The organism is Streptomyces sp. NPDC098789, assembly GCF_044759975.1.
GTDB lineage: Bacteria > Actinomycetota > Actinomycetes > Streptomycetales > Streptomycetaceae > Streptomyces.
Map to the genome: position 1 here is coordinate 122,094 of NZ_JBIWAJ010000005.1, position 19,842 is coordinate 141,935.

The window sequence follows — 19,842 nt, forward strand, 5'->3', positions numbered from 1 at the left end:
CCATGACCCGCAGCACACGGCGGGATCGTCGCGGGGGCCGCCCCCGCCGCACCGCACGCATCGCCGTCCCGGCGCTGCTGCTCGCCGGAGCACTGCTCTTCCCGCGGCTGCTGCCCGACCGCCCGGGCAACCTCGGCAGCCTCGTCGAGACGGTCCTGCCGTGGTTCGGTGTCGCGATAGCGGCGCTCCTCCTCGGCGCCGCGGCGCGCGGCACCAAGGTCGCGGTGGCCGCGGCCCTGGTGCCCCTGGCGGCCTGGTGCCACCTCTTCGTGCCCGCCCTGACGGCGCCGCCCCGAGCGGGGCCCAGCGCCTTCGAGGCCCTGTCCTTCAACGTCGGCGGGACCCGCACCACGCCGGAGGCCGTGGCCCGGGAGGTCATCGCCACCGGCGCCGATCTCGTCGCCCTGGAGAAGATGCCCGTGTCGGCCGTCCCCGCGTACGAGAAGGCACTGGCCGCCGCCTACCCCCACCACGCGACCCGCAACACGCTCGGGCTGTGGTCGCGCCATCCGCTGCGCGAGGTCGAGGCCATGGACCTGGGTGGCCCCTGGCCGCACGCGATCCGGGCCGTCGTCGCCGCCCCCGGCGGTGACGCCGCCGTCTACGCGGTGCGCCTGCCCTCCGTACGGGTCCGGGCGACCGAGGGCTTCACCGTCGGGCCCCGCGACGCGGCCGCGGCAGCCCTGGCCGACCGCGTGGCGCGGGATCCCGCCCCGCGCGTGGTGCTGCTCGGCGACCTCAACGGCAGCCTGGCCGACCGGGGCCTGGCGCCCCTCGCCCGACACCTCGAAGCGGCGCAGGACCAGGCGGGCCGGGGCTTCGGCTTCACCTGGCCGGCCGCGCTCCCCGTGGTCCGGATCGACCACGTGCTGCTGCGCGGCCTGGAGGCCACCACCACCCGCGTCCTGCCCGACCTGGGCAGCGACCACCGCCCCGTCCTCACCGGGCTGAGACCCACGGCGTGATGCGGGGGGGGGGGAGGGACTCCCTAACCCCTGAGCGCGCCCTCGTCCCGGGACCTGCGGGGGATGAGCGGCCAGGCGGGCTCCACCACGGCGGTCGGGTCCGCGGTGCGCCGCAGGTACGCCTGGAGGGAGACCGACTGCTCGGCCGCCGCGCGCACCTGGAGGTCCTGCAGGTCCGCCAGCGGCATGGCCCCGACGGGCCGGTGCTTCTCCCCCATCCGCCGCACGACCCGGGCGGCCGCCACGGCGTCCGCCCGCGCGTCGTGCGCGTCGAGGAGCGGCACCCCGTAGTGCGCGCACAGCGCGTGCAGCGCCCGCTTGCCCCTGCGGTACTTGTCGACGTGCTTGTCGATCACCAGCGGATCGATGACGGGCGCGGGCACCCCGCCGAGCCGCTCGCTCACCGACTCCACCCCGTAGCGCCGGCACTCCCGGTCCAACAGCGAGAGGTCGTAGCGGGCGTTCATCACCACCAGGGGCGTCCCCCGACGCAGCCCCTCGGCGACGGCCCGCGCGATCTCGTCGATCGCGGCGGCGGCGGGTGCGCCGTGCGCGCGGGCGTGCTCCGTCGAGATGCCGTGGATGGCCGACGCCTGCTCCGGTATCTCCACTCCGGGGTCGAGCAGCCAGGTCCGCTCCCCCGAGACGGCGCCGTCCTCCTCCAACCGCACCACCGCGGCCGTGACGATGCGATCCGTCTCGACGTCGGTGCCCGTCGTCTCCAGGTCGAAGGCCACCAACGGCCCACTGATCCAGCTGTCGTGCCGGTCCCCCATCACGCGCCCCTCCCCCGTACACATCCGGTCAACGGCTTTCAGCCTGTCACGCGGCACTGACAGTCCGGCCCCCGGGGTGATCGGCGCGGCTGCTCACGCGGGCGGGCGGCTCAGGCGGGCTGCCACAGTTCCACCCGGTTGCCCTCGGGATCGGTGACCCAGCCGAAGCGGCCGACGCCCGCCATCTCCTGGGTCCGCGCGGCCACGTCCGCCCCCTTCGCGCGCAACTGCGCGAGCATGGCGTCCAGGTCGCGGACCCGGAAGTTGATCATGCTCTGCTGGGTGCGGGAGCCGAAGTAGTCGGTCCCGGACTCGAACGTCGCGAAGACCGTCGGCCCGGGATCCTGGCGCCACAGGCCGTTCTCGTCCGCGTCCAGACCCAGGCAGTCGCGGTACCACGCGCCCAGGGCCGCCGGGTCCGCGGCCCGCATGAAGTGTCCACCGATGCCTTGCACACGTTCCATGCCGCCATCCTGCCAGCACGGCGGCCGGAGGGGCCGGCGACCGGACGGACCGACACCCCGACCCGCGCGCGCCCCATCCCGACCCGACCCGCCCCGCCCGCGCTCACGACACCGGCCGGGAGTCCTCCCACACCGATTCGAATTCCTCCCGGTAGGTCGTGAAGAGCCCGTGGTCCGCGTCGCGCGGCACCCCCCGGCCGCCCCCGCGCAGCACCAGGACCGGCGCCTCCATCCCGCGGGCCCGGCGCAGGTACGACTGGACCACCGCGATGCCCGAGGACTCGCCCTCCACCAGGTAGGCCGTGAAGCGCGGGGTCTCGTCGAAGACGTGGATCTCGAAGCGGGAGGGGTCCCGCAGCCCCGCCCGGACCCGCCGCACGTGGAGGATGTTCATCTCCACCGAGCGGCTCAACTCCCCCTTGCGCAGCCCCAGCTCCCGCTCGCGCCGCTTGACCGCGCTGCTCGCCGGATTGAGGAACAGCAGCCGCACCCGGCAGCCCGCCTCGGTGAGCCGGACGAGTCTTCGGCCCGAGTAGTTCTGGACGAGCAGGTTCAGGCCTATCCCGATGGCGTCGAGGCGGCGGGCGCCGCCGAAGAGGTCCTCGGCCGGGAGCTGGCGCTGGAGCCGCACCCGGTCGGGGTGGACCGAGATGACGTCCGCGTACCGGTCGCCGACCAGGTCCTCGACGGCGTCGATCGGCAGCCGGTCGGCCGAGGGACTGCCCGAACCGCCGCCCAGGACGTCGAGCAGCCGCGCCGAGGCCCGCTCGGCCTGTTCGAGCACCGGGCGCGACAGGGCGCGGTTGCGGGAGACCACGTTGCGCGTGACCTCCAGCTCGTCCAGGGCCTGCTCGATCTCGCGCCGGTCGTCGAAGTACGGCTCGAAGCACGGCCAGTGCTGGACCATCAGCTCCCGCAGCTGCGGCAGGGTCAGGAAGCTCAGCACGTTGTCGTCGGCCGAGTCCAGCAGGTAGCCCTTGCGGCGGCTGACCTCGCGGACGGCGACCGCCCGCTGCACCCACTCCTGCCCGGCGGGCCCGGCGGCCGCGACCACCCAGTCGTCCTGGCCGTGCACGGGCTCGTAGATCGGCCGGAGCACCGCCCCCACCACGGCCCGCAGCCGCTGTTCGATCAGATTGAGCCAGATGTACGCCCGGCCCGCGCGCTGGGCCCTGGTGCGGACCTCGCTCCACGCGTCCGCGCCCCAGTCCAGCTCCACCCCGGTCCGGGCACTCCCCGCACTTCCGGTCTCCGTCGGACCCGCCAGGAAGACCGTCCCGGCCACCGCTCCGGGTACACCTCCCGGGGTGTCCGCCGGACCGCCCTCGTGACCGCTGTCACCAGGGGGAAGCTCCAGACCTCCCGAGCCCACCCGCGCACCGCCTCCCGCTCCTGGCCCCCGCCTCCAACGATCAAGGAAGGGTATCCCGCGCGCGCGGCCCGGTGCAGCCGGATGGCCCTTACACCGGCACGCCGTTGACCCATTATCCGATGCGCGCATAGTCCACTGACCCGCATATCGGCTCTACGCCTTCACCCGGTAGGACCATCCCAAGTCCCCGCGTACCTCCGCTCTTTCGGGGAAGATCTGGGGGACGTAGTCCGACGCCGGATCAGATTGGAAGAGTCGCATCTATGCAGGTCTGGCCAGGACAGGCGTACCCCCTGGGTGCCACGTACGACGGGGCGGGCACCAATTTCGCGGTCTACTCCGAAGCCGCACGGCGCATCGAACTGTGCCTCCTCCACGACGACGGCTCGGAGACCGCCGTCGAGCTGCGCGAGACGGACGCCTTCGTCCGCCACGCCTACCTGCCCGGGGTGATGCCGGGCCAGCGCTACGGCTTCCGGGTGCACGGACCCTACGAGCCCGAGCGCGGGCAGCGCTGCAACCCGGCCAAGCTGCTGCTGGACCCGTACGCGCGGGCCATCAGCGGGTCGGTCGACTGGGGCGAGCAGGTGTACGGCTACCACTTCGGCCGGCCCGACTCGCGCAACGACCTGGACTCCGCGCCGCGCACGATGACCTCGGTGGTGGTCAACCCGTACTTCGACTGGGCCAACGACCGGCCGCCGCGCACCGAGTACCACCACACCGTGCTGTACGAGGCGCACGTCAAGGGGCTGACCATGCGTCATCCCGACCTGCCCGAGGAACTGCGCGGTACGTACGCCGCCCTCGCCCATCCGGCGGTGATCGGCCACCTGACCAAGCTCGGGGTGACGGCGCTGGAACTGATGCCGGTGCACCAGTCGGTCAACGACCACCGGCTCTTCAACGACGGGCTCAGCAACTACTGGGGCTACAACACCATCGGGTTCTTCGCCCCGCACAACGGCTACGCCTCCGGGGACCGGGGCCAGCAGGTGCTGGAGTTCAAATCGGCGGTCCGGGCCCTGCACGAGGCGGGCATCGAGGTCATCCTCGACGTGGTCTACAACCACACGGCCGAGGGCAACCACCTGGGGCCGACCCTGTCCTTCCGGGGCCTGGACAACGCGTCCTACTACCGGCTCGGGGAGGACGCCCGCTACTACACGGACACCACCGGCACGGGGAACTCGCTGCTCATGCGGTCCCCGCACGTCCTCCAGCTGATCATGGACTCGCTGCGCTACTGGGTGACCGAGATGCACGTGGACGGCTTCCGCTTCGACCTGGCGGCGACCCTGGCCCGCCAGTTCCACGAGGTCGACCGGCTCTCCTCCTTCTTCGACCTCGTCCAGCAGGATCCGGTGGTCAGCCAGGTGAAGCTGATCGCCGAGCCCTGGGACCTGGGCGAGGGCGGCTACCAGGTGGGCAACTTCCCGCCGCTGTGGACCGAGTGGAACGGCAAGTACCGCGACACCGTGCGCGACATGTGGCGCGGCCAGCCGCGCACGCTCGCCGAGTTCGCGGGACGCCTGACCGGCTCCTCGGACCTGTACCAGGACGACGGCCGGCGCCCGCTCGCCTCGATCAACTTCGCCACCTGCCACGACGGCTTCACCCTGCACGACCTCGTCTCCTACAACGACAAGCACAACGAGGCCAACCGGGAGGGCAACCGGGACGGCGAGAGCCACAACCGGTCCTGGAACTGCGGGGTCGAGGGGCCCACCGAGGACGAGGAGGTCCTGGAGCTGCGCGCGCGCCAGATGCGCAACTTCGTGGCGACGCTGATGCTGTCGCAGGGCGTGCCGATGCTGAGCCACGGCGACGAGTTCGCCCGGAGCCAGGGCGGCAACAACAACGCCTACTGCCAGGACAACGAGCTGTCCTGGCTGATCTGGCCGGAGCCGGGAAAACCGCCGCCGACCCTGCTGGAGTTCACCCGGCAGATGGTGTGGCTGCGGCGCGACCACCCGGTGTTCCGGCGGCGCCGCTTCTTCCACGGACGGCCGGTCGAGGGGACCGACGACGAGCTGTCGGACATCGCCTGGTTCACCCCGCACGGCGAGCCGATGCGGGCGCGCGACTGGCAGGCGCAGCACGCGAAGGCCCTGGCGGTGTTCCTCAACGGGGAGGCGATCTCCGAGCCGGGCACCCGCGGCGAGCGGATCACCGACGACTCGTTCCTGCTGATGTTCAACGCGGGCGCGGAGCCGCAGGACTTCACGATCCCGGCGGGACACGGCGCGCAGTGGCGGCTGGTGGTGGACACGGCGCGGATGGACGTACTGCCACCCGGCACCGGACCGCAGTACGCGGCCGGCGACCGGGTGGCGCTGACGGGGCGGAGCCTGGTCGTGCTTCAGCGCCCGGCGTAGGACTCCCGGGGGGCGGCGGACACGGCGGCGGGCATGGCAGCGGTCACGGCGGTCGCCCCGCCGCCCGCCGCGGCCGGGTGCGTACGGGCGGCGGGCACCCGGGCGAGGAGGGCGAGGACCAGGCACAGGGCGGCCGCGCCGACGGCGACCGCGAAGGCTCCGGCGGGCCCGTACCACTCGGCGAGCCGTCCGGAGACGGCGAGCGCCGCGGCCTGCCCGGCGACCAGGGAGCTGGCGGCGAAGGCCATCGACTCGGCGAGCCGGTCGTGGGCCACCGCCCGCTCGGTCAGCGCGAAGGCGGTGATCAGGTGCGGGGCATAGGCCGCGCCGAGGACGGTGACGACGGCGTACAGGCTCCAGAGGCTGTCGACGAACAGCAGCGGGGCCGAGAGCAGCAGGGCGGCGCCGGTGGCCGTCCGCCAGCGCAGCCGCAGCCCGAAGCGGGCGGGCAGCGCGCCGAGGGCGAGGCCGACGACCGCGCTGACCACACCCATCGCGGCGTACACGATCCCGGCCTGGCCGGGGGCGCCGAGGCGGTCGGTGAGGGAGGCGATGCCGGCCTGACAGGCCCCGAACATGGCGCCCTGGAGCGCGAGCGAGCCCCGGACCGCGTGCACGATCCCGGGGTGGCGGGGGCGGCCGGCCTTCGCGGCGCCGGTGGGCGCCGGCGACCCGGCCGTCACGGAGGCGGTCGGGTGGAGGGCGTAGGCGCTGCCGAAGGCGACGACGAGGACGGCGGCGCCCGCGAGGGCGACGGCCGGGTGCGCGACGAGGACGGCGAGCCCGACGAGGGCCGGGCCGAACACGAACGACACCTCGTCCAGGGTGCCTTCGAGGGAGTGGACCGCGCCGATCACGCTCTCGTCGGCCCCGGCGCGGTGCGCGAGGGCCACGGAACGGGTCCGGGCGAGCGGTCCGATCAGCGGGATGGAGGCGCCCGTGACGGCTCCGATCGCGGCGAGCGGGACCGTGTCGAGGCCGGCGAGGGCCCCGGCGACCAGTGCGCCGGTGGCGAGGGCGTTCACGGCGGCGGCGGCCAGGACGACGGGCCGCTGTCCGTGCCGGTCGGCCAGTCGGCCCAGCAAGGGGCCGCACACCACCTGGCCGGCGGAGAGCGAACCGCCGACGATGCCGGCGGTGGCCAGGGAGCCGCTGGTCTGGACGACCAGCAGGACGCTGCCGAACTGCGACATGGCGACGGGGAGTCGGGCGAAGAAGGATATGACGGGCAGGAGGGGGCCGGTGAGGGCGATGACTTTTCGATAGGTGTCGACGGTTCCAAACACCTGACGAACGTTAACCCGGCGCAGTCACCCGGATGCATTGGGTCATGGCACGGAATCCGGCAGGCTGGGTACGTACGTTCTCATGAGCCCGCAGCCAGCCACCCCGCGCCCGACCGCCACCTACCGACTCCAGCTGCGCCCGGAATTCCCCTTCGCGGCCGCCGCCTCCGCCGCCGCGTACCTCGCCTCGCTCGGGGTCTCGCACCTGCACCTGTCCCCGGTGCTGGAGGCGGTGCCCGGCTCCTCCCACGGCTACGACGTCGTCGACCACACCCGGGTCCGGGCCGAGCTGGGCGGCGAGGAGGGGCTGCGCGCGCTCGCCCGCACGGCCCGCGCGCACGGCCTCGGCCTGGTCCTGGACATCGTCCCGAACCACATGGCGGTCCCGGCGGCCTTAGAACTCAACCGTCCCCTGTGGGAGGTCCTCCGGGAGGGTCCCGGATCGCCGTACGCGCGCTGGTTCGACATCGACTGGGAGGTGAACGACGGGCAGCTGCTGCTGCCGGTGCTGGCCGGGCCGTTGGATCCGGCCGACGTCCGGGTGGCGGACGGCCTGCTCCACGTCGGGGACCACCGCTTCCCGCTGCGGGCCGGCACGCGGGCGCTCCCCGCGGCCGAGCTGCTGGCGGCCCAGTGGTACCGGCCGGCGCACTGGCGGGAGGCCCGCACCGGGCTGAACTACCGCCGCTTCTTCACCATTTCCGATCTCATCGGGGTGCGGGTCGAGGATCCCGAGGTGTTCGCGGCCACCCACGGCAAGCTCCTGGAGCTGCTCGCCGACGGGGTCGCCGACGGACTGCGGATCGACCACGTGGACGGGCTCGCGGACCCGGCGGGCTACCTGCGCCGACTGCGGGCCGCGGCGGGAGACGGCGTGTGGATCGTGGTGGAGAAGATCCTGGCGCACGGGGAACGGCTGCCGCGGGACTGGCCGGTGGCCGGCACCACCGGCTACGACGCCCTGCGGCAGGTGGACGGGGTACTGACCTGCGGCACCGGGGCCGCCGAACTCGCCGCCCGCTACCGGAGCTCCACCGGCGCGCCCGACTGGCCGCGGACGGCGGAGGCCGCCACCCGCGAGGTGCTCGACCAGGACCTGGCGGCCGAACTGGCCACCCTGGTGCGGCGGGCCGGGCCCGAGCTGGCGGAGGCCGTACGGGAACTCCTCGTCGCGTGCCGCGTCTACCGGACCTACCCGGGGCGGGCCGACCTGCCCGGCCTCGTCGACCCGCCGGAGTCGGCCGCCGCCCCGGAGGCCGTCGCGGCGGTGCGCGCCCTGCTGCTGTCCGACGCCGCCTTCGCGGCGCGCTTCGCCCAGACCTCGGCCGCGCTGCGCGCCAAGTCCCTGGAGGACCGGGCCTTCTACCGCTACGCCCCGCTGCTGTCGGCGACGGAGGTGGGCGGCGACCCGGGCCGGCCGGCGGTCCTCCCGGAGGAGTTCCACGCGTACTGCGCCCACCTGGAGCGACACTGGCCGGGTTCCGGCACGGTGCTGTCCACGCACGACACCAAACGCAGCGCGGACGTCCGGGCGCGGATCGCGGTGCTCTCGCAGCGCCCCGACCTGATGCCCCTGCTCGCCGGGGCCCCGGACCCGCGGCAGGCGTGGACGGCCTTCCAGAGCGCCCTGGGCCTGGGGGACGCGCCGCAGCGCACCGAGCGGCTCGCCGCGGCCCTGCTCAAGGCCGCCAAGGAGAGTGCGCTGCATACCAGTTGGACCGATCCGGACCCCGCGTACGAGGCCACCCTCGCGGGACACCTGCCCGGCCCGGGGGCCCTGCCGGACGTCTCGGCGGCGGCCGGGGACGGGATCCTGGCGATGACCGCGCTGCACCTGACCATGCCGGGCGTGCCGGAGCTCTACCAGGGCGGCGAGGACGAGTGCCGGACCCTGGTGGACCCGGACAACCGCCGCCCGGTGGCCTTCCCCGGCACCCCGCGGTCAGCCACCGGCGCGGCGAAGCGGGCCCTGACGACCACCCTGCTGCGGCTGCGGCGGGAGCGCCCGGAGCTCTTCGCCGGCTACGCCCCGCTGTCGGCCGAGGGCCCGGCGGCGGAACACTGCCTGGCCTACACCCGCTCCCCGGAGCTGCTGGTCGCGGTCACCCGCCTGCCGCACCTGCTCGACGTCGCGGGCGGCTGGGGCGACACCCTGCTGCCCCTGCCCCCGGGCGCCTGGACCCCGGTCCTGGAACCCGGACGCGAACCCCTGACCGACCGGGTCCCCCTCAAGCACCTGCTGTCGACGGGCCCGGTGACGGTCCTGGTCCGCGAGGCGCCGGGGGGAAGTCCCGGCTAGCCGTACGGGTTGCGCGCCGTGAAGCGGACGGTGTCGCTGCCCCGGTCGAACCACAGGTGGGTGGCGGAATCGCTGCCGTCATGGTCGAGCTGGGGCGAGCGGATCCACTGCGGATGCTGCGGTCCCCGGCCGGCCAGCGGCTTCTCGAACCAGGAGGTGAAGCCGGCGGCAGGCGCCTCGGCGACGAAGGCGTGGGCCGCCGTCAGCTCGGCGAGCCTGCCCGGGGCCAGCCGGGCGAAGCCCGAGAGGACGAGCTCCGGTGACGGCAGGTCGCGGTCGTGGTCCCGGCTGCTCACCCACTCGGCGTCGGCGAGCGGGCCCAGCACCGGGAACGCCTCCTCCAGGGGGGCGCTGTCGGTGTGCCACTTCACCCGGCCCCCTGCGTCGTCCCCCCGCCCGCCCAGGCTCCGCCACGCCCACACGGCGGCCGCTCCCGCTCCGAGCCCCGCACCGATCCCGAGCATCCTGCGACGCTCCAACGCGATCCCCCCTCACCCCGGTTCGGGGCACCCTAGCCCACGGCCCTCACTCGGCGGGAGGGTCCGCCAGGAGGGCGGCGAAGGAGCGGGCGGCGCCGGTGAGGGGCTGGCGGGAGAAGACCGCCAGGGACCGGTGCCAGGGCGGGTCGACCGGGAGCAGGACGCAGTCCTCGCCGATCGCCCCGCGGACCAGGTGCGCCGGGGCCGCGACGATGCCGATGCCCGCGGCGGCCATCCGGACGGCGGTGGAGGTGTGTTCCGTGTGGAGCACGCTGCGCGGGGTGAACCCCGCGAGGCCGCACACCCGGTCCAGGAAGGGCTCCCCCGCGACGCGCGGTTCCATGGTGCACCGGATCCAGTCGCGGTCGGCGAGTTCGGCCAGCCGGACCGCGGCGCGCCCCGCGAGCGGGTCGTCGAAGGCGGCGACCAGGACGATCTCCTCCCGGCCCGCCGGGAGCACCGGGCCGCTCCAGCCCTCCGGCTCCGGGCCCACGCCGAGGTCGGCGGCGCCGCGCTCCAGCTGTTCCTCCAGGGCGTCGGTGCAGGCGTACTCGCGCAGCACCAGCCCCACCCCGGGATGCAGCGCGCGCCACCGGGCGACCACGCCGGGCAGCAGCCCGACGGCCAGCGCGTGCAGGGTGGCGACGTGCAGCTCGCCGCCGTCCGCCCCGGCGGCGGCGCGGGCGGCGCGCTCGGCCAGCCGGGCGCTGCGCACGGCCAGTTGGGCGTGCGGCAGGAAAGCGCGGCCCATCGCCGTGAGCCGCACGCCCCGTGGCATCCGTTCCAGCAGGTCCCCGCCGAGCGACCGCTCCAATGCCTTGACCTGGTGGGACAGGGCGGGCTGGGTGACGTACAGGACCTCCGCCGCCCGGGTGAAGGAGGACTCCTCCACGACGGCGAGGAAGTACTCCATCTGGCGCAGGCTCATGACCAGCCATCATGCGTCATGCAGGACGTGCATGGGTTCGACAAGATCATTGCCTTGGACCCGCCCCGGCCCCGCCGCGCAGGCTGGGGTCCATGAACACAGACGTGACTGACGTGATCGCGAACGACGTGATCGTGACCGACGTGATCGTGACCGACGTGATCGTGATCGGCGGCGGCACCGGCGGGTACGGCACCGCCCTGCGCGCCGCGGCCCTCGGCCTGCGGGTCGTCCTCGCGGAGCGGGACAAGGTCGGCGGTACCTGCCTGCACCGCGGCTGCATCCCCAGCAAGGCGATGCTGCACGCGGCCGAACTGGTCGACGGGATCGCCGAGGCCCGCGAGCGCTGGGGGGTGAGGGCGACCCTGGACTCGGTGGACTGGTCCGCGCTGACCGCCACCCGCGACGACATCGTCGGCCGCAACCACCGGGGCGTCGAGGGCCACCTGAGCCACGCCGGGGTCACCGTGGTGCGCAGCGGGGCGCGGCTGACCGGCCCGCGGTCCGTCCGCACCGAGGACGGCCGGGAGTTCACCGCCACCCGCGGGATCGTGCTCGCCACCGGCTCGCGGCCGCGGATCCTGCCGGGCCTGGAGCCGGACGGCCGGACGGTGGTGACCAGTGACGACGCGCTCTTCGCCCCCGGGCTGCCGGGATCGGTGCTGGTGCTGGGCGGCGGGGCGATCGGGGTGGAGTACGCCTCCTTCCACCGGTCGATGGGCGCCGAGGTCACCCTGGTCGAGGCGGCCGACCGGCTCGTCCCGCTGGAGGACGTGGACGTGTCGCGGCACCTGGTCCGGGGGTTGAAGAAGCGCGGGATCGACGTGCTGACGGGGGCCCGGCTGGAGGGGGCGGTCCGTACCCCGGACGGCGGCGGGGTGCGCGCCACCGTGCGCACCGCCCGCGGCGAGCTGCGCACGATCGCCGCGGAGCGGCTGCTCGTCGCGGTCGGCCGGGTGCCGGTGACGGACGGGTTGGGCCTGGAGGCGGCCGGACTGGCGGTGGACGAGCGGGGGTTCGTCGCGCCCGCCGACTGGTCGAGGCTGGAGACCGCGGTCCCGGGGATCCACGTGGTCGGCGACCTGCTGCCGCCCCCTTCGCTCGGGCTCGCGCACGCCTCGTTCGCGGAGGGGCTGCTGGTCGCGGAGACCCTGGCGGGGGTGGCGTCGGCACCGGTGGACTACGCGGCGGTGCCGCGGGTGACCTACTCGGCCCCGCAGACCGCCGCGGTCGGGCTGACCGAGGCGCAGGCGCGGGAGCGGTCCTACGACGTGGTGGTCAACTCGATGCCGCTGACGGCCGTGGCGAAGGGCATGGTGCACGGGCAGGGCGGGATGGTGAAGGTGGTCGCCGAGCGCGGCGGGCGGGTGCTCGGGGTGCACCTGGTCGGGCCGCACGTGTCGGAGATGATCGCGGAGAGCCAGCTGATCGTGGGGTGGGACGCCGAACCGGCGGACGTGGCCCGGCACGTGCACGCCCACCCGACGCTCTCGGAGGCCGTCGGCGAGGTCTTCCTGACCCTGGCCGGGCGCGGCCTGCACCAGCAGTAGCCGGGCGCGGGGTCGACCGTGGCGGCCGCGGGCGTCAACCCGGAGCCTCGGGTGAGGTAGGGGCGCACGTCAGGCGGGCAGAGCTTGACAGTGACCCTCCTCCGAGACATGTGCTACCCCACACCGCAGGAACTCGCCCTGGCGGCCCGCGCGCTGGCCGACGCGCACCCCTCCCTGGTCCGGCTCCGTCGTACCGGAACCTCCCGGGGCGGGCGCCCGCTGTGGCTGCTCTCCGTCCAGTCACCCGCCGAGGGCGGGACACGGCCCGCCACCGCGCCGGGCTCCGGGACGGACGCCGGCTCCGGTCCGGATGCCGGCTCCGGCTCCGGTCCGGGCGTCGCCGCGCGCCGCAACGTCCTGGTCGTGGCCGGGGCCCACGCCAACGAACCCGTCGGCGGGCCGACCGCCCTCGCGCTCGCCCGCCGCGTCCTCGACGCCCCGGGCCTGCGCGCCGGGTGCGGCTGGCACTTCCTGCTCTGCGCCGACCCGGACGGGGCGGCCCTGCACCGCACCCCGCACCCGCACTCGATCCTGGACTACCACCGCAACTTCTTCCGCCCGCCCGGCCCCGAACAGCCCGAGTGGGCGCCGTCCTTACTGCCTCCGGACCGGCTGCCGCCCGAGACCCTGGCCCTCACCGCGCTGATCGACGAGCTGCGCCCGGTGCTCCAGGTGTCCCTGCACGCGACGGACCTCGGCGGCAGCTGGGTCCAGCTCACCCGGGACATACCGGGACTCGCCGAACCGTTCGCCAAGTCGGCCGCCGAGCTGCGGATCCCGGTGGAGACCGGCGCCTCGGACGCGGCGGGCTGGCCCTCCCCCGGCCCCGGGATCTTCGTGATGCCCGCGCCGGACAGCGATGCCCCCGGGGTGTTCCACCCGGAGGACACCCGGCTGAGCACCTGGTACCACGCCCATGCCTACGACGGGACGACCGCGATCGTCGAGGTCCCCATGTGGGCCAGCGACCTGGTGGACGATCCGGCCCCGCACCCCGATCCGCGGCGCGCCCTGCGGTCCCTGGCCCGGCGGCTCACCGCGGACGCCGATCAGGTCGCCCGGGTGCTCGCCGGGGCCCGCGGCCAACTGCCCGCCGGGGATCCGGTGTCCGGGCCCCTGCTGCGGGCGGTGGACTGGACGCTCGCGCTGATCCCGCAGATCGCCGCGGAGTGGTCCGCCGGCTCCGCGCCCCCGGAGGCGACGGCCGCCTACATCGGGAGCATCGACGCCTTCGCCCGCCGCCTCGCGCTGCGGGCCGCCGCCATGCTGCTGCGGGTGCTGTGCGCGGCCGGGCACCCGGCGGCGACCGCGCTGGAGCGGCTGGTCACCGGCTGGTGCGAGGCCTTCGCGGCCCGGTTCCAGCCGCGCTGGGTGCCGGTGGCCACCCAGGTCGAGCACCAGACCCGCACCGTGCTGGCGACGTACGAGCGCCTCCTGGCGGCCGGTCCCCCCGCTACCGCCGGGGGGTGACCCCGGCGCGGTCGGCGTCCGCGGCGGCCGGGACGGGCCAGCCGTACCGGCGCTTGGGCGTGCCCGCGGCGCCGAGGCGGTCGTAGAAGCGGACGGCCCCTTCGTTCCAGTCGGGGGTCTGCCACTGGACCTGGTCGAGGCCGAGCTCGGCAGCGAGGGCGGCGACGGCGGCCATCAGGGCCGCGCCCAGGCCGTGGCCGCGCGCGCCCTCGGCGAGGTAGAGGCAGTCCATGTGCAGGTAGTGGGCCGCGTCCCAGAACGCGAACTCCCGGGAGCAGGCGGCGTATCCGACCGCCTGCCCCGTCGGGTCCTCGGCGATCAGCACCCACAGCGGGGGCGCCGGTGCGTCGCCCCCGGGGAAGAGCAGCGGGCCGAGCCGCTCGGCCAGGTCGGGCGGCCGGGGGGCGGAGCGTTCGTAGGCGACGTGCTCGTGGATGAGTTCCACCACGCGCGAGAGGTCTTCGGGGCGCGCCGGGCGCACCGCGGGCCGTTGGTCCATGGAATCCATGCCGCCATCCTGCGGGCCGCCCCGCCGCGCCGCGCGGGCGGGGTCACCGCACCGGAAGCTGGGGGCGCCGGACCTCGAACTGGAAGCAGCCGTACTCCAGGGCCCGTACGTGCACCAGTGCGACCTCGGGCTCCGCGAAGGCCTCCCCGAGGACCCGCTCGAAGCCGGCCGCGGCGTCGTCCGGGATCTCGAAGAGGCGGCCGCCCACGATGTGCCCGTCGGCGTCGTAGCGCCGCACGGTGCGCAGGGCCCCCGGGCGCGCGAAGGGGTACCCGCCGGACCCGCCGTCCTCGCCCGGCCCGGCGCACGGTTCGGCATGGATGAAGACGGGCCCCACCTCGTCGTAGGCCCCGGGCTCGACCCCGGTGTCCGCCGCCCAGCGGCGCAGCGGCGCGTAGGAGACGAGGGAGACCCGGTCACCGGCCTCGATCCCGCGCAGGCAGCAGCGCAGGGGGCTGCCCACACAGTCGAGCGGCGCCCCGTCCGCCCGCGCGGTGAAGGGCCGCGCCGGCCGCCCGGCGTCATCGGTGGTCCGCAGTTCCCGCAGGGCGGCGGGCGGAACGGGCAGGGGCGTGTAGGTCGTCGTCATGACCCCAGTCTCGGCGCCCGCCCCCGGTACGGGCTGGCAGGAATCGGACGTGTAGCCCACCGGTCCTGCGACCCGGACCGTCCCGCCCTAGTTCGCCGACAGCCGGTACTGCATGGTGCCGAAGCCGACCTGGTCGCCGGCGCGGACCACGGCGGCGCCGGTCACGCGCTGGCCGTTGACCGTGGTGCCGTTGGTGGAGCCGAGGTCCCGCAGCACCCACAGGCCGCCCCGCAGGCTGAGCTCGGCGTGGTGGCGGGAGACCGTCTCGTGGACGAGGCGCAGGCCGCTGCCGGGGTCCCGACCGATGGTCAGCGCGTGCCCGAGGCCACCGTGCGGCGGGAGCAACAGCTTCGGCAGCTTCTCCGCGGCCCAGGCGCGCCGCACGCCCGCGCTCACCGCCGAGACCTTGCCGACCCAACCGAACAGACGCTGCGTCAGGGGGCTTTCCAGCCCGCCCGGGCCGCGCGCGCCGAGGTCGGCCGTGAGGACGGCCAGGTCCTCGGAGCGGCGCGCGACCAGCGCGAGTTCCATCCGGCGCACGAAGGTGTCGTGCGAGAGCCTGCCGTCCGCCGCGCCGTCCCGCAGCCGGCCGAGCGCGCGTTCGCGCTCCGCGTCGGAGACCCGGGGCACCGGATAGGCGGGGAACTCGAAACTGGACGTCACAGGGTGATTGTCGGCCCGTCGTGCACCAAGTGTCCAGAACTCCTGCGTTCGGCCCGCGATGATGGGCCGGGTCGAGACGCCGTCGTGGCACGAATGCCGGTTGCCGCCCGAGACGAGGGGACCGTCCATGCAGTTCGAGGTGTGGGCACCACAGGCAGGACAGGTGGGTCTGCGGCTGAACGACAGCACGCGGAACATGGCGCCCGATCCGGAGCGGGCGGGCTGGTGGTACGTGGAGGCCCCCGCCGCCGACGGGGACCGGTACGGCTTCCTGCTGGACACCGACCGCGACACCGACGCCCCGGACGGGCAGGCGCCGCCCGTGCGGCCCGATCCGCGCGGGCGGCGCCTGCCCGACGGCCCGGACGGGCTCTCGGCCGTGGTCGACTTCGAGGCGCTCTTCCCGGAGGTCCCGGCCCCCGCGCCCCGCACCTCCCTCCAGGACGCCGTCCTGTACGAGCTGCACATCGGCACCTTCACTCCCGAGGGCACCTTCGACGCGGCCGCGGCCCGGCTGCCCCACCTCGCCGCCCTCGGCGTCACGCACGTGGAGCTGATGCCCGTCTGTTCCTTCCCGGGGCGGCACGGCTGGGGCTACGACGGGGTCGCGCCGTGGGCCGTGCACGAGCCGTACGGCGGCCCGGCCGGGCTCGCCCGCTTCGTGGAGGCGGCGCACGGCGCCGGGCTCGGGGTGGTGCTGGACGTGGTGCACAACCACCTCGGCCCCTCCGGCAACCACCTCCCGGCCTTCGGCCCGTACTTCACCGACACGCACCACACCCCGTGGGGCGCGGCGGTCAACCTGGACGCGCCCGGCTCCGACGAGGTGCGCGCGTACCTGATCGGCAGTGCGCTCGGCTGGCTGCGGGACTACCGGATCGACGGGCTGCGGCTGGACGCCGTGCACGCGCTGGCCGACGGTCGGGCGCTGACCTTCCTGGAGGAACTGGCCGCGGCCGTCGACGCGTTCGGCGTCGAGACCGCGCGCCCGCTGTTCCTGATCGCCGAATCGGACCAGTGCGATCCGCGGACGACGACCCCGCGCACGGCGGGCGGTCTCGGCCTCACCGCGCAGTGGAACGACGACTTCCACCACGCCCTGCACTGTGCGCTGACCGGCGAGTCCCAGGGCTACTACGCCGACTTCGCCGGCGCCCCGCTCGGCGCGCTGGCCAAGACCATGACCCGGGCCTTCTTCCACGACGGCACCTGGTCCTCCTTCCGGGGCCGCACCCACGGCCGCCCGGTGGACCGGCGCCGTACGCCCGCGCACCGCTTCCTCGGGTACGCCCAGACCCACGACCAGGTCGGGAACCGGGCGCTCGGCGACCGGCTCGCCGCTTCGCTCTCCCCCGGGCTGCTGGCCTGCGCCGCGACCCTGGCGCTGACGGGGCCGTTCGTGCCGATGTTGTTCATGGGCGAGGAGTGGGGGGCGGGGACCCCCTGGCAGTACTTCACCGACCATCCGGACCCGGCGCTCGCGGAGGCCGTGCGCACCGGCCGCCGCCGGGAGTTCGCGGCGCACGGCTGGAAGGCCGAGGAGATCCCGGATCCGCAGGACCCGGCGACCCGGGAGCGGTCCTGCCTGGACTGGGCCGAGCCGGAGGCGGCCGCGCACGCCCGGCTGCTGGAGTGGTACCGGACGCTGATCGCGCTCCGCCGGACCCTGCCCGACCTGCGGGATCCCGATCTCGCGGCGGTCCGGGTGGCCTGCGACGAGGAGCGCCGCTGGGTGACCTTCCGGCGCGGGGACGTCCGGGTCGCGGTCAACCTGTCCGCCGAGCCGGTGACGATCGCGCTGGGCCGCAACGGCGTACGGGTGTTGGCCTCGTGGGAGCCGCTGGAGCACCCGGGGCCGGACGGCCGCCTCCACCTCGCGGGCGAGTCGGCGGCCGTCCTGGGCCCGTGAGCGGGGCCTCCCCGCCGGGATGACGAGGATCGATCCGCTCCACGGCCGTACGGATCCGCTCCACGGTTGAATCCGCGGCGGACGCGGCCGGGGCGTCGGGCGTGGCGTCGGGATGTGCACGGGTCGTCGGGTGATGATGCCGCAGTGCGACTTGATCATGTGTCCTATGCGGTGGCCCGCGACAGCTTCGTCTCGACCGTTCAGTGGATCGGATCGGCCCTCGGCGCCGGGTTCGTCGACGGGGGCGTGCACCCGCGATTCGGCACGCGCAATTTCATCCTCCCGCTGAGCGGCGGCACCTACGTCGAGGTCGTCACCACGCTCGACCACCCCGCCGCCGACCGCGCACCCTTCGGCCAGGCCGTCGCGCGCCGCGCCGCCGAGGGCGGCGGCTGGCTCGGTTGGGTGGTCTCCGTCGACGACATCGCCCCGGTCGAGGCCCGCCTCGGCCGCACCTCGACCGACGGCCACCGCGTCCGCCCCGACGGCTTCGACCTGCGGTGGAAGCAGATCGGCCTGCTGGAGCTGATGGAGGACCCGCAACTGCCCTATTTCCTTGAGTGGTTGGCCCCCACCGAGGAACGCCCGAGCGCCGACCCGCGCACCTCCAGCACGATCCACGGGGTCTCCATCGCCGGCGACGCCGCCTCCATCGCCGAATTCCTCGGCGAACCGGCCGACCACCCCCTCGACCAGATCGACGTCACCTGGGTCGAGGACGAGGAAGCGGGCCTGGTCTCGGTCGAGTTCGCCACCGCCCACGGCCCGGTCACGATCTGACCGGGCCGGGGCGGGGCGGGACGGCGACGTACCTGGGCCCGGGCCCGGACCGGTGGCGCTACTCGACGACGGCGAGTTCGCGCGGGGCTTCGTTGAAGCTGCGTCCGCCGTCCTCGGTGACCGTCACGATGTCCTCGATCCGGACGCCGAAGCGGCCCGGGAGGTAGATGCCGGGCTCGACGGAGAAGCACATGCCGGGGACGAGGGGCCGCTCCTCGCCCTCGATCATGTAGGGCGGTTCGTGCGTGGTGACGCCGATGCCGTGGCCGGTGCGGTGGATGAACCTCTCGCCGTAGCCGAACTCGGTGATCACCGCGCGGGCCGCCCGGTCCACGTCCTGGCAGGCGATGCCGGGGCGGACCGCCTCGACGGCGGTCCGCTGGGCCTCCCGGACGATGTCGTGCACGCGCTGCTCCTCGGCCGTCGGCTCGCCGACGTGGACGGTGCGGGAGATGTCGGAGCCGTAGCCGTGCTTGAGGCCGCCGAAGTCGAGCACCACCATGTCGCCGTGTTCGATCACCCGGGGGCCCGCCTCGTGGTGCGGGTTGGCGCCGTTGGGTCCGGAGCCGACCACGGTGAAGTCCACCTGGGAGTGGCCGTACTCGCGCAGCAGGGCGGCCAGGTCCGCGGCGACCTCGGTCTCCGCGCGCCCGGCGAAGCGGACTCCGAGGATCCGGGCGTAGGCGGCGTCGGCGGCGGCAGCCGCCGCCGCCAGCCGGGCCAGCTCGCGCTCGTCCTTGACGGCGCGCAGCATGGGCAGCGCGTCGGTGAGGGAGACGTAGGAGGTGGTGGGCAACTCCCGCTGGAGTCCCAGCAGGTGCAGCGCCCAGGTGTTGTCGCTGACCCCGAAGCGACCGGACACGTCGAGCAGCGGGGCGGTGACGCCGTAGGGGTTCTTGCCGTCGGTCCAGTCGCGCAGGGTGAGCGCGGGCGCGCCGGCCGCCGCGGCCGCGTCGGGGGCCTCCAGGGTGGGGACGACGAGCACCGGCTCCTGCCCCGCGGCCAGGACGAGCAGGGTCAGCCGCTCGGTGTCCACGGGCCGGTAGCCGGTGAGGTGGGTGAGGTCGGGGCCGGGGGCGATGAGCAGACCGGCGAGCCCGGCGTCGGCGGCGCTCTGCGCGGCCGCGGCCATCCGGGCCGCGTAGTCCGCGGCGGTGAAGGGGTCGGGGGCGGTGTCGGAGGCGGTACCGGGTGCGGTGTCGAAGGCCATGGACCGATCCTGCCGTGAGCGGTGCGGCGCGCGCGACGGCCGCGCCGGTCGAACCGGACCGGACCGGTCGAAGCGAGCCGGTCGAAGCGAGCCGGTCGAACCGGGCCGCCGGGCCCCGGGGGCGCCCGGCGGGCCCGCGGAAACGGTGTCGCGGGAGCACCTCCCTGATCGGCTATGCTGTGCATGCACATCGAACGGGTGGTCCGCCGCCCTTCG

The 19,842-nt window shown here is 74.8% G+C and carries 17 protein-coding genes; 7 read left to right on the plus strand and 10 right to left on the minus strand.

Translation table 11 applies throughout. The annotated features are described in order from the left end of the window. Positions 1–2 precede the first annotated feature (2 nt). Positions 3–965: an endonuclease/exonuclease/phosphatase family protein gene (locus ACIQWR_RS13100; protein WP_404007777.1), complete on the plus strand. Its 963-nt coding sequence runs from the start codon at positions 3–5 to the stop codon at positions 963–965. A gap of 23 nt (positions 966–988) precedes the next feature. On the opposite strand, the gene ACIQWR_RS13105 is transcribed toward ACIQWR_RS13100, so the two are convergent. The 3 genes from ACIQWR_RS13105 to ACIQWR_RS13115 all read right to left on the minus strand — a co-directional run bounded on the left by ACIQWR_RS13105 (position 989) and on the right by ACIQWR_RS13115 (position 3,577). Beyond that, positions 989–1,741 (minus strand): exonuclease domain-containing protein, encoded by a 753-nt coding sequence (locus ACIQWR_RS13105; RefSeq protein ID WP_404007780.1) that lies wholly within the window; start codon positions 1,739–1,741, stop codon positions 989–991. 110 nt (positions 1,742–1,851) lie between these two features. After that, positions 1,852–2,205 (minus strand): VOC family protein, encoded by a 354-nt coding sequence (locus ACIQWR_RS13110; protein ID WP_404007783.1) that lies wholly within the window; start codon positions 2,203–2,205, stop codon positions 1,852–1,854. 103 nt (positions 2,206–2,308) lie between these two features. Continuing rightward, a complete protein-coding gene (locus ACIQWR_RS13115; protein WP_399267409.1) occupies positions 2,309–3,577 on the minus strand; it encodes an SAV2148 family HEPN domain-containing protein in 1,269 nt (422 codons plus the stop codon). A 263-nt stretch (positions 3,578–3,840) separates the two neighbouring features. Here ACIQWR_RS13115 and glgX point away from each other — a divergent pair, with 263 nt between their 5' ends. Beyond that, a complete protein-coding gene (gene glgX, locus ACIQWR_RS13120) occupies positions 3,841–5,955 on the plus strand; it encodes a glycogen debranching protein GlgX (protein ID WP_404007786.1) in 2,115 nt (704 codons plus the stop codon). Here glgX and ACIQWR_RS13125 read toward each other — a convergent pair. Continuing rightward, on the minus strand, positions 5,940–7,241 hold the full coding sequence (locus ACIQWR_RS13125; RefSeq protein ID WP_404007789.1) for an MFS transporter: 1,302 nt from the start codon (positions 7,239–7,241) through the stop codon (positions 5,940–5,942). The two genes, glgX and ACIQWR_RS13125, sit on opposite strands and share 16 nt — an antisense overlap. A gap of 82 nt (positions 7,242–7,323) precedes the next feature. Here ACIQWR_RS13125 and treY point away from each other — a divergent pair, with 82 nt between their 5' ends. After that, entirely contained in the window at positions 7,324–9,540 is a 2,217-nt protein-coding gene (gene treY, locus ACIQWR_RS13130; RefSeq protein WP_404007792.1) for a malto-oligosyltrehalose synthase, read from the plus strand. Here the strand turns inward: treY and ACIQWR_RS13135 are convergent. Further along, positions 9,537–9,911: a hypothetical protein gene (locus ACIQWR_RS13135; protein ID WP_404007796.1), complete on the minus strand. Its 375-nt coding sequence runs from the start codon at positions 9,909–9,911 to the stop codon at positions 9,537–9,539. The two genes, treY and ACIQWR_RS13135, sit on opposite strands and share 4 nt — an antisense overlap. Before the next feature lie 154 nt (positions 9,912–10,065). Beyond that, entirely contained in the window at positions 10,066–10,947 is an 882-nt protein-coding gene (locus ACIQWR_RS13140; protein ID WP_404007798.1) for a LysR substrate-binding domain-containing protein, read from the minus strand. Positions 10,948–11,039: 92 nt separating this feature from the next. Between ACIQWR_RS13140 and lpdA the strand changes: the two genes are divergently transcribed. Together lpdA and ACIQWR_RS13150 are read left to right on the plus strand one after the other, a co-directional pair. Then, the gene (lpdA, locus tag ACIQWR_RS13145; protein ID WP_404007801.1) at positions 11,040–12,497 is read left to right on the plus strand and encodes a dihydrolipoyl dehydrogenase; all 1,458 of its coding nucleotides are present in this window, start codon (positions 11,040–11,042) and stop codon (positions 12,495–12,497) included. A 90-nt stretch (positions 12,498–12,587) separates the two neighbouring features. Next, positions 12,588–13,967, plus strand: a complete 1,380-nt coding sequence (locus ACIQWR_RS13150; RefSeq protein WP_404007804.1) for a M14 family zinc carboxypeptidase — start codon at positions 12,588–12,590, stop codon at positions 13,965–13,967. On the opposite strand, the gene ACIQWR_RS13155 is transcribed toward ACIQWR_RS13150, so the two are convergent. The 3 genes from ACIQWR_RS13155 to ACIQWR_RS13165 all read right to left on the minus strand — a co-directional run bounded on the left by ACIQWR_RS13155 (position 13,951) and on the right by ACIQWR_RS13165 (position 15,727). Beyond that, positions 13,951–14,475 carry a GNAT family N-acetyltransferase gene (locus ACIQWR_RS13155; RefSeq protein ID WP_404007807.1) on the minus strand — a complete coding sequence of 175 codons (525 nt, stop codon included), beginning with the start codon at positions 14,473–14,475 and terminating at the stop codon, positions 13,951–13,953. The two genes, ACIQWR_RS13150 and ACIQWR_RS13155, sit on opposite strands and share 17 nt — an antisense overlap. Positions 14,476–14,518: 43 nt before the next feature. After that, entirely contained in the window at positions 14,519–15,064 is a 546-nt protein-coding gene (locus ACIQWR_RS13160; RefSeq protein ID WP_404007810.1) for a DUF1203 domain-containing protein, read from the minus strand. Between the two features lie 87 nt (positions 15,065–15,151). Then, on the minus strand, positions 15,152–15,727 hold the full coding sequence (locus ACIQWR_RS13165) for an FHA domain-containing protein (protein WP_404007813.1): 576 nt from the start codon (positions 15,725–15,727) through the stop codon (positions 15,152–15,154). A 127-nt stretch (positions 15,728–15,854) separates the two neighbouring features. Between ACIQWR_RS13165 and treZ the strand changes: the two genes are divergently transcribed. Further along, on the plus strand, positions 15,855–17,636 hold the full coding sequence (treZ, locus tag ACIQWR_RS13170; protein ID WP_404007816.1) for a malto-oligosyltrehalose trehalohydrolase: 1,782 nt from the start codon (positions 15,855–15,857) through the stop codon (positions 17,634–17,636). Positions 17,637–17,780: 144 nt separating this feature from the next. Further along, the gene (locus ACIQWR_RS13175; RefSeq protein WP_404007819.1) at positions 17,781–18,416 is read left to right on the plus strand and encodes a VOC family protein; all 636 of its coding nucleotides are present in this window, start codon (positions 17,781–17,783) and stop codon (positions 18,414–18,416) included. Between the two features lie 58 nt (positions 18,417–18,474). Here the strand turns inward: ACIQWR_RS13175 and ACIQWR_RS13180 are convergent, their stop codons facing one another. Next, a complete protein-coding gene (locus ACIQWR_RS13180) occupies positions 18,475–19,626 on the minus strand; it encodes a M24 family metallopeptidase (protein ID WP_404007822.1) in 1,152 nt (383 codons plus the stop codon). Between the last annotated feature and the right edge of the window lie 216 nt (positions 19,627–19,842).

Excerpts from the sequence above, each read along its gene's own strand:
- glgX (WP_404007786.1), top strand. The coding sequence starts at position 3,841 with ATGCAGGTCTGGCCAGGACAGGCGTACCCCCTGGGTGCCACGTACGAC.
- ACIQWR_RS13155 (WP_404007807.1), bottom strand. The coding sequence starts at position 14,475 with ATGGATTCCATGGACCAACGGCCCGCGGTGCGCCCGGCGCGCCCCGAA.
- ACIQWR_RS13105 (WP_404007780.1), bottom strand. The coding sequence starts at position 1,741 with ATGGGGGACCGGCACGACAGCTGGATCAGTGGGCCGTTGGTGGCCTTC.
- ACIQWR_RS13110 (WP_404007783.1), bottom strand. The coding sequence starts at position 2,205 with ATGGAACGTGTGCAAGGCATCGGTGGACACTTCATGCGGGCCGCGGAC.
- ACIQWR_RS13100 (WP_404007777.1), top strand. The coding sequence starts at position 3 with ATGACCCGCAGCACACGGCGGGATCGTCGCGGGGGCCGCCCCCGCCGC.
- ACIQWR_RS13180 (WP_404007822.1), bottom strand. The coding sequence starts at position 19,626 with ATGGCCTTCGACACCGCACCCGGTACCGCCTCCGACACCGCCCCCGAC.
- treY (WP_404007792.1), top strand. The coding sequence starts at position 7,324 with ATGAGCCCGCAGCCAGCCACCCCGCGCCCGACCGCCACCTACCGACTC.
- ACIQWR_RS13160 (WP_404007810.1), bottom strand. The coding sequence starts at position 15,064 with ATGACGACGACCTACACGCCCCTGCCCGTTCCGCCCGCCGCCCTGCGG.
- treZ (WP_404007816.1), top strand. The coding sequence starts at position 15,855 with ATGCAGTTCGAGGTGTGGGCACCACAGGCAGGACAGGTGGGTCTGCGG.
- lpdA (WP_404007801.1), top strand. The coding sequence starts at position 11,040 with ATGAACACAGACGTGACTGACGTGATCGCGAACGACGTGATCGTGACC.
- ACIQWR_RS13140 (WP_404007798.1), bottom strand. The coding sequence starts at position 10,947 with ATGAGCCTGCGCCAGATGGAGTACTTCCTCGCCGTCGTGGAGGAGTCC.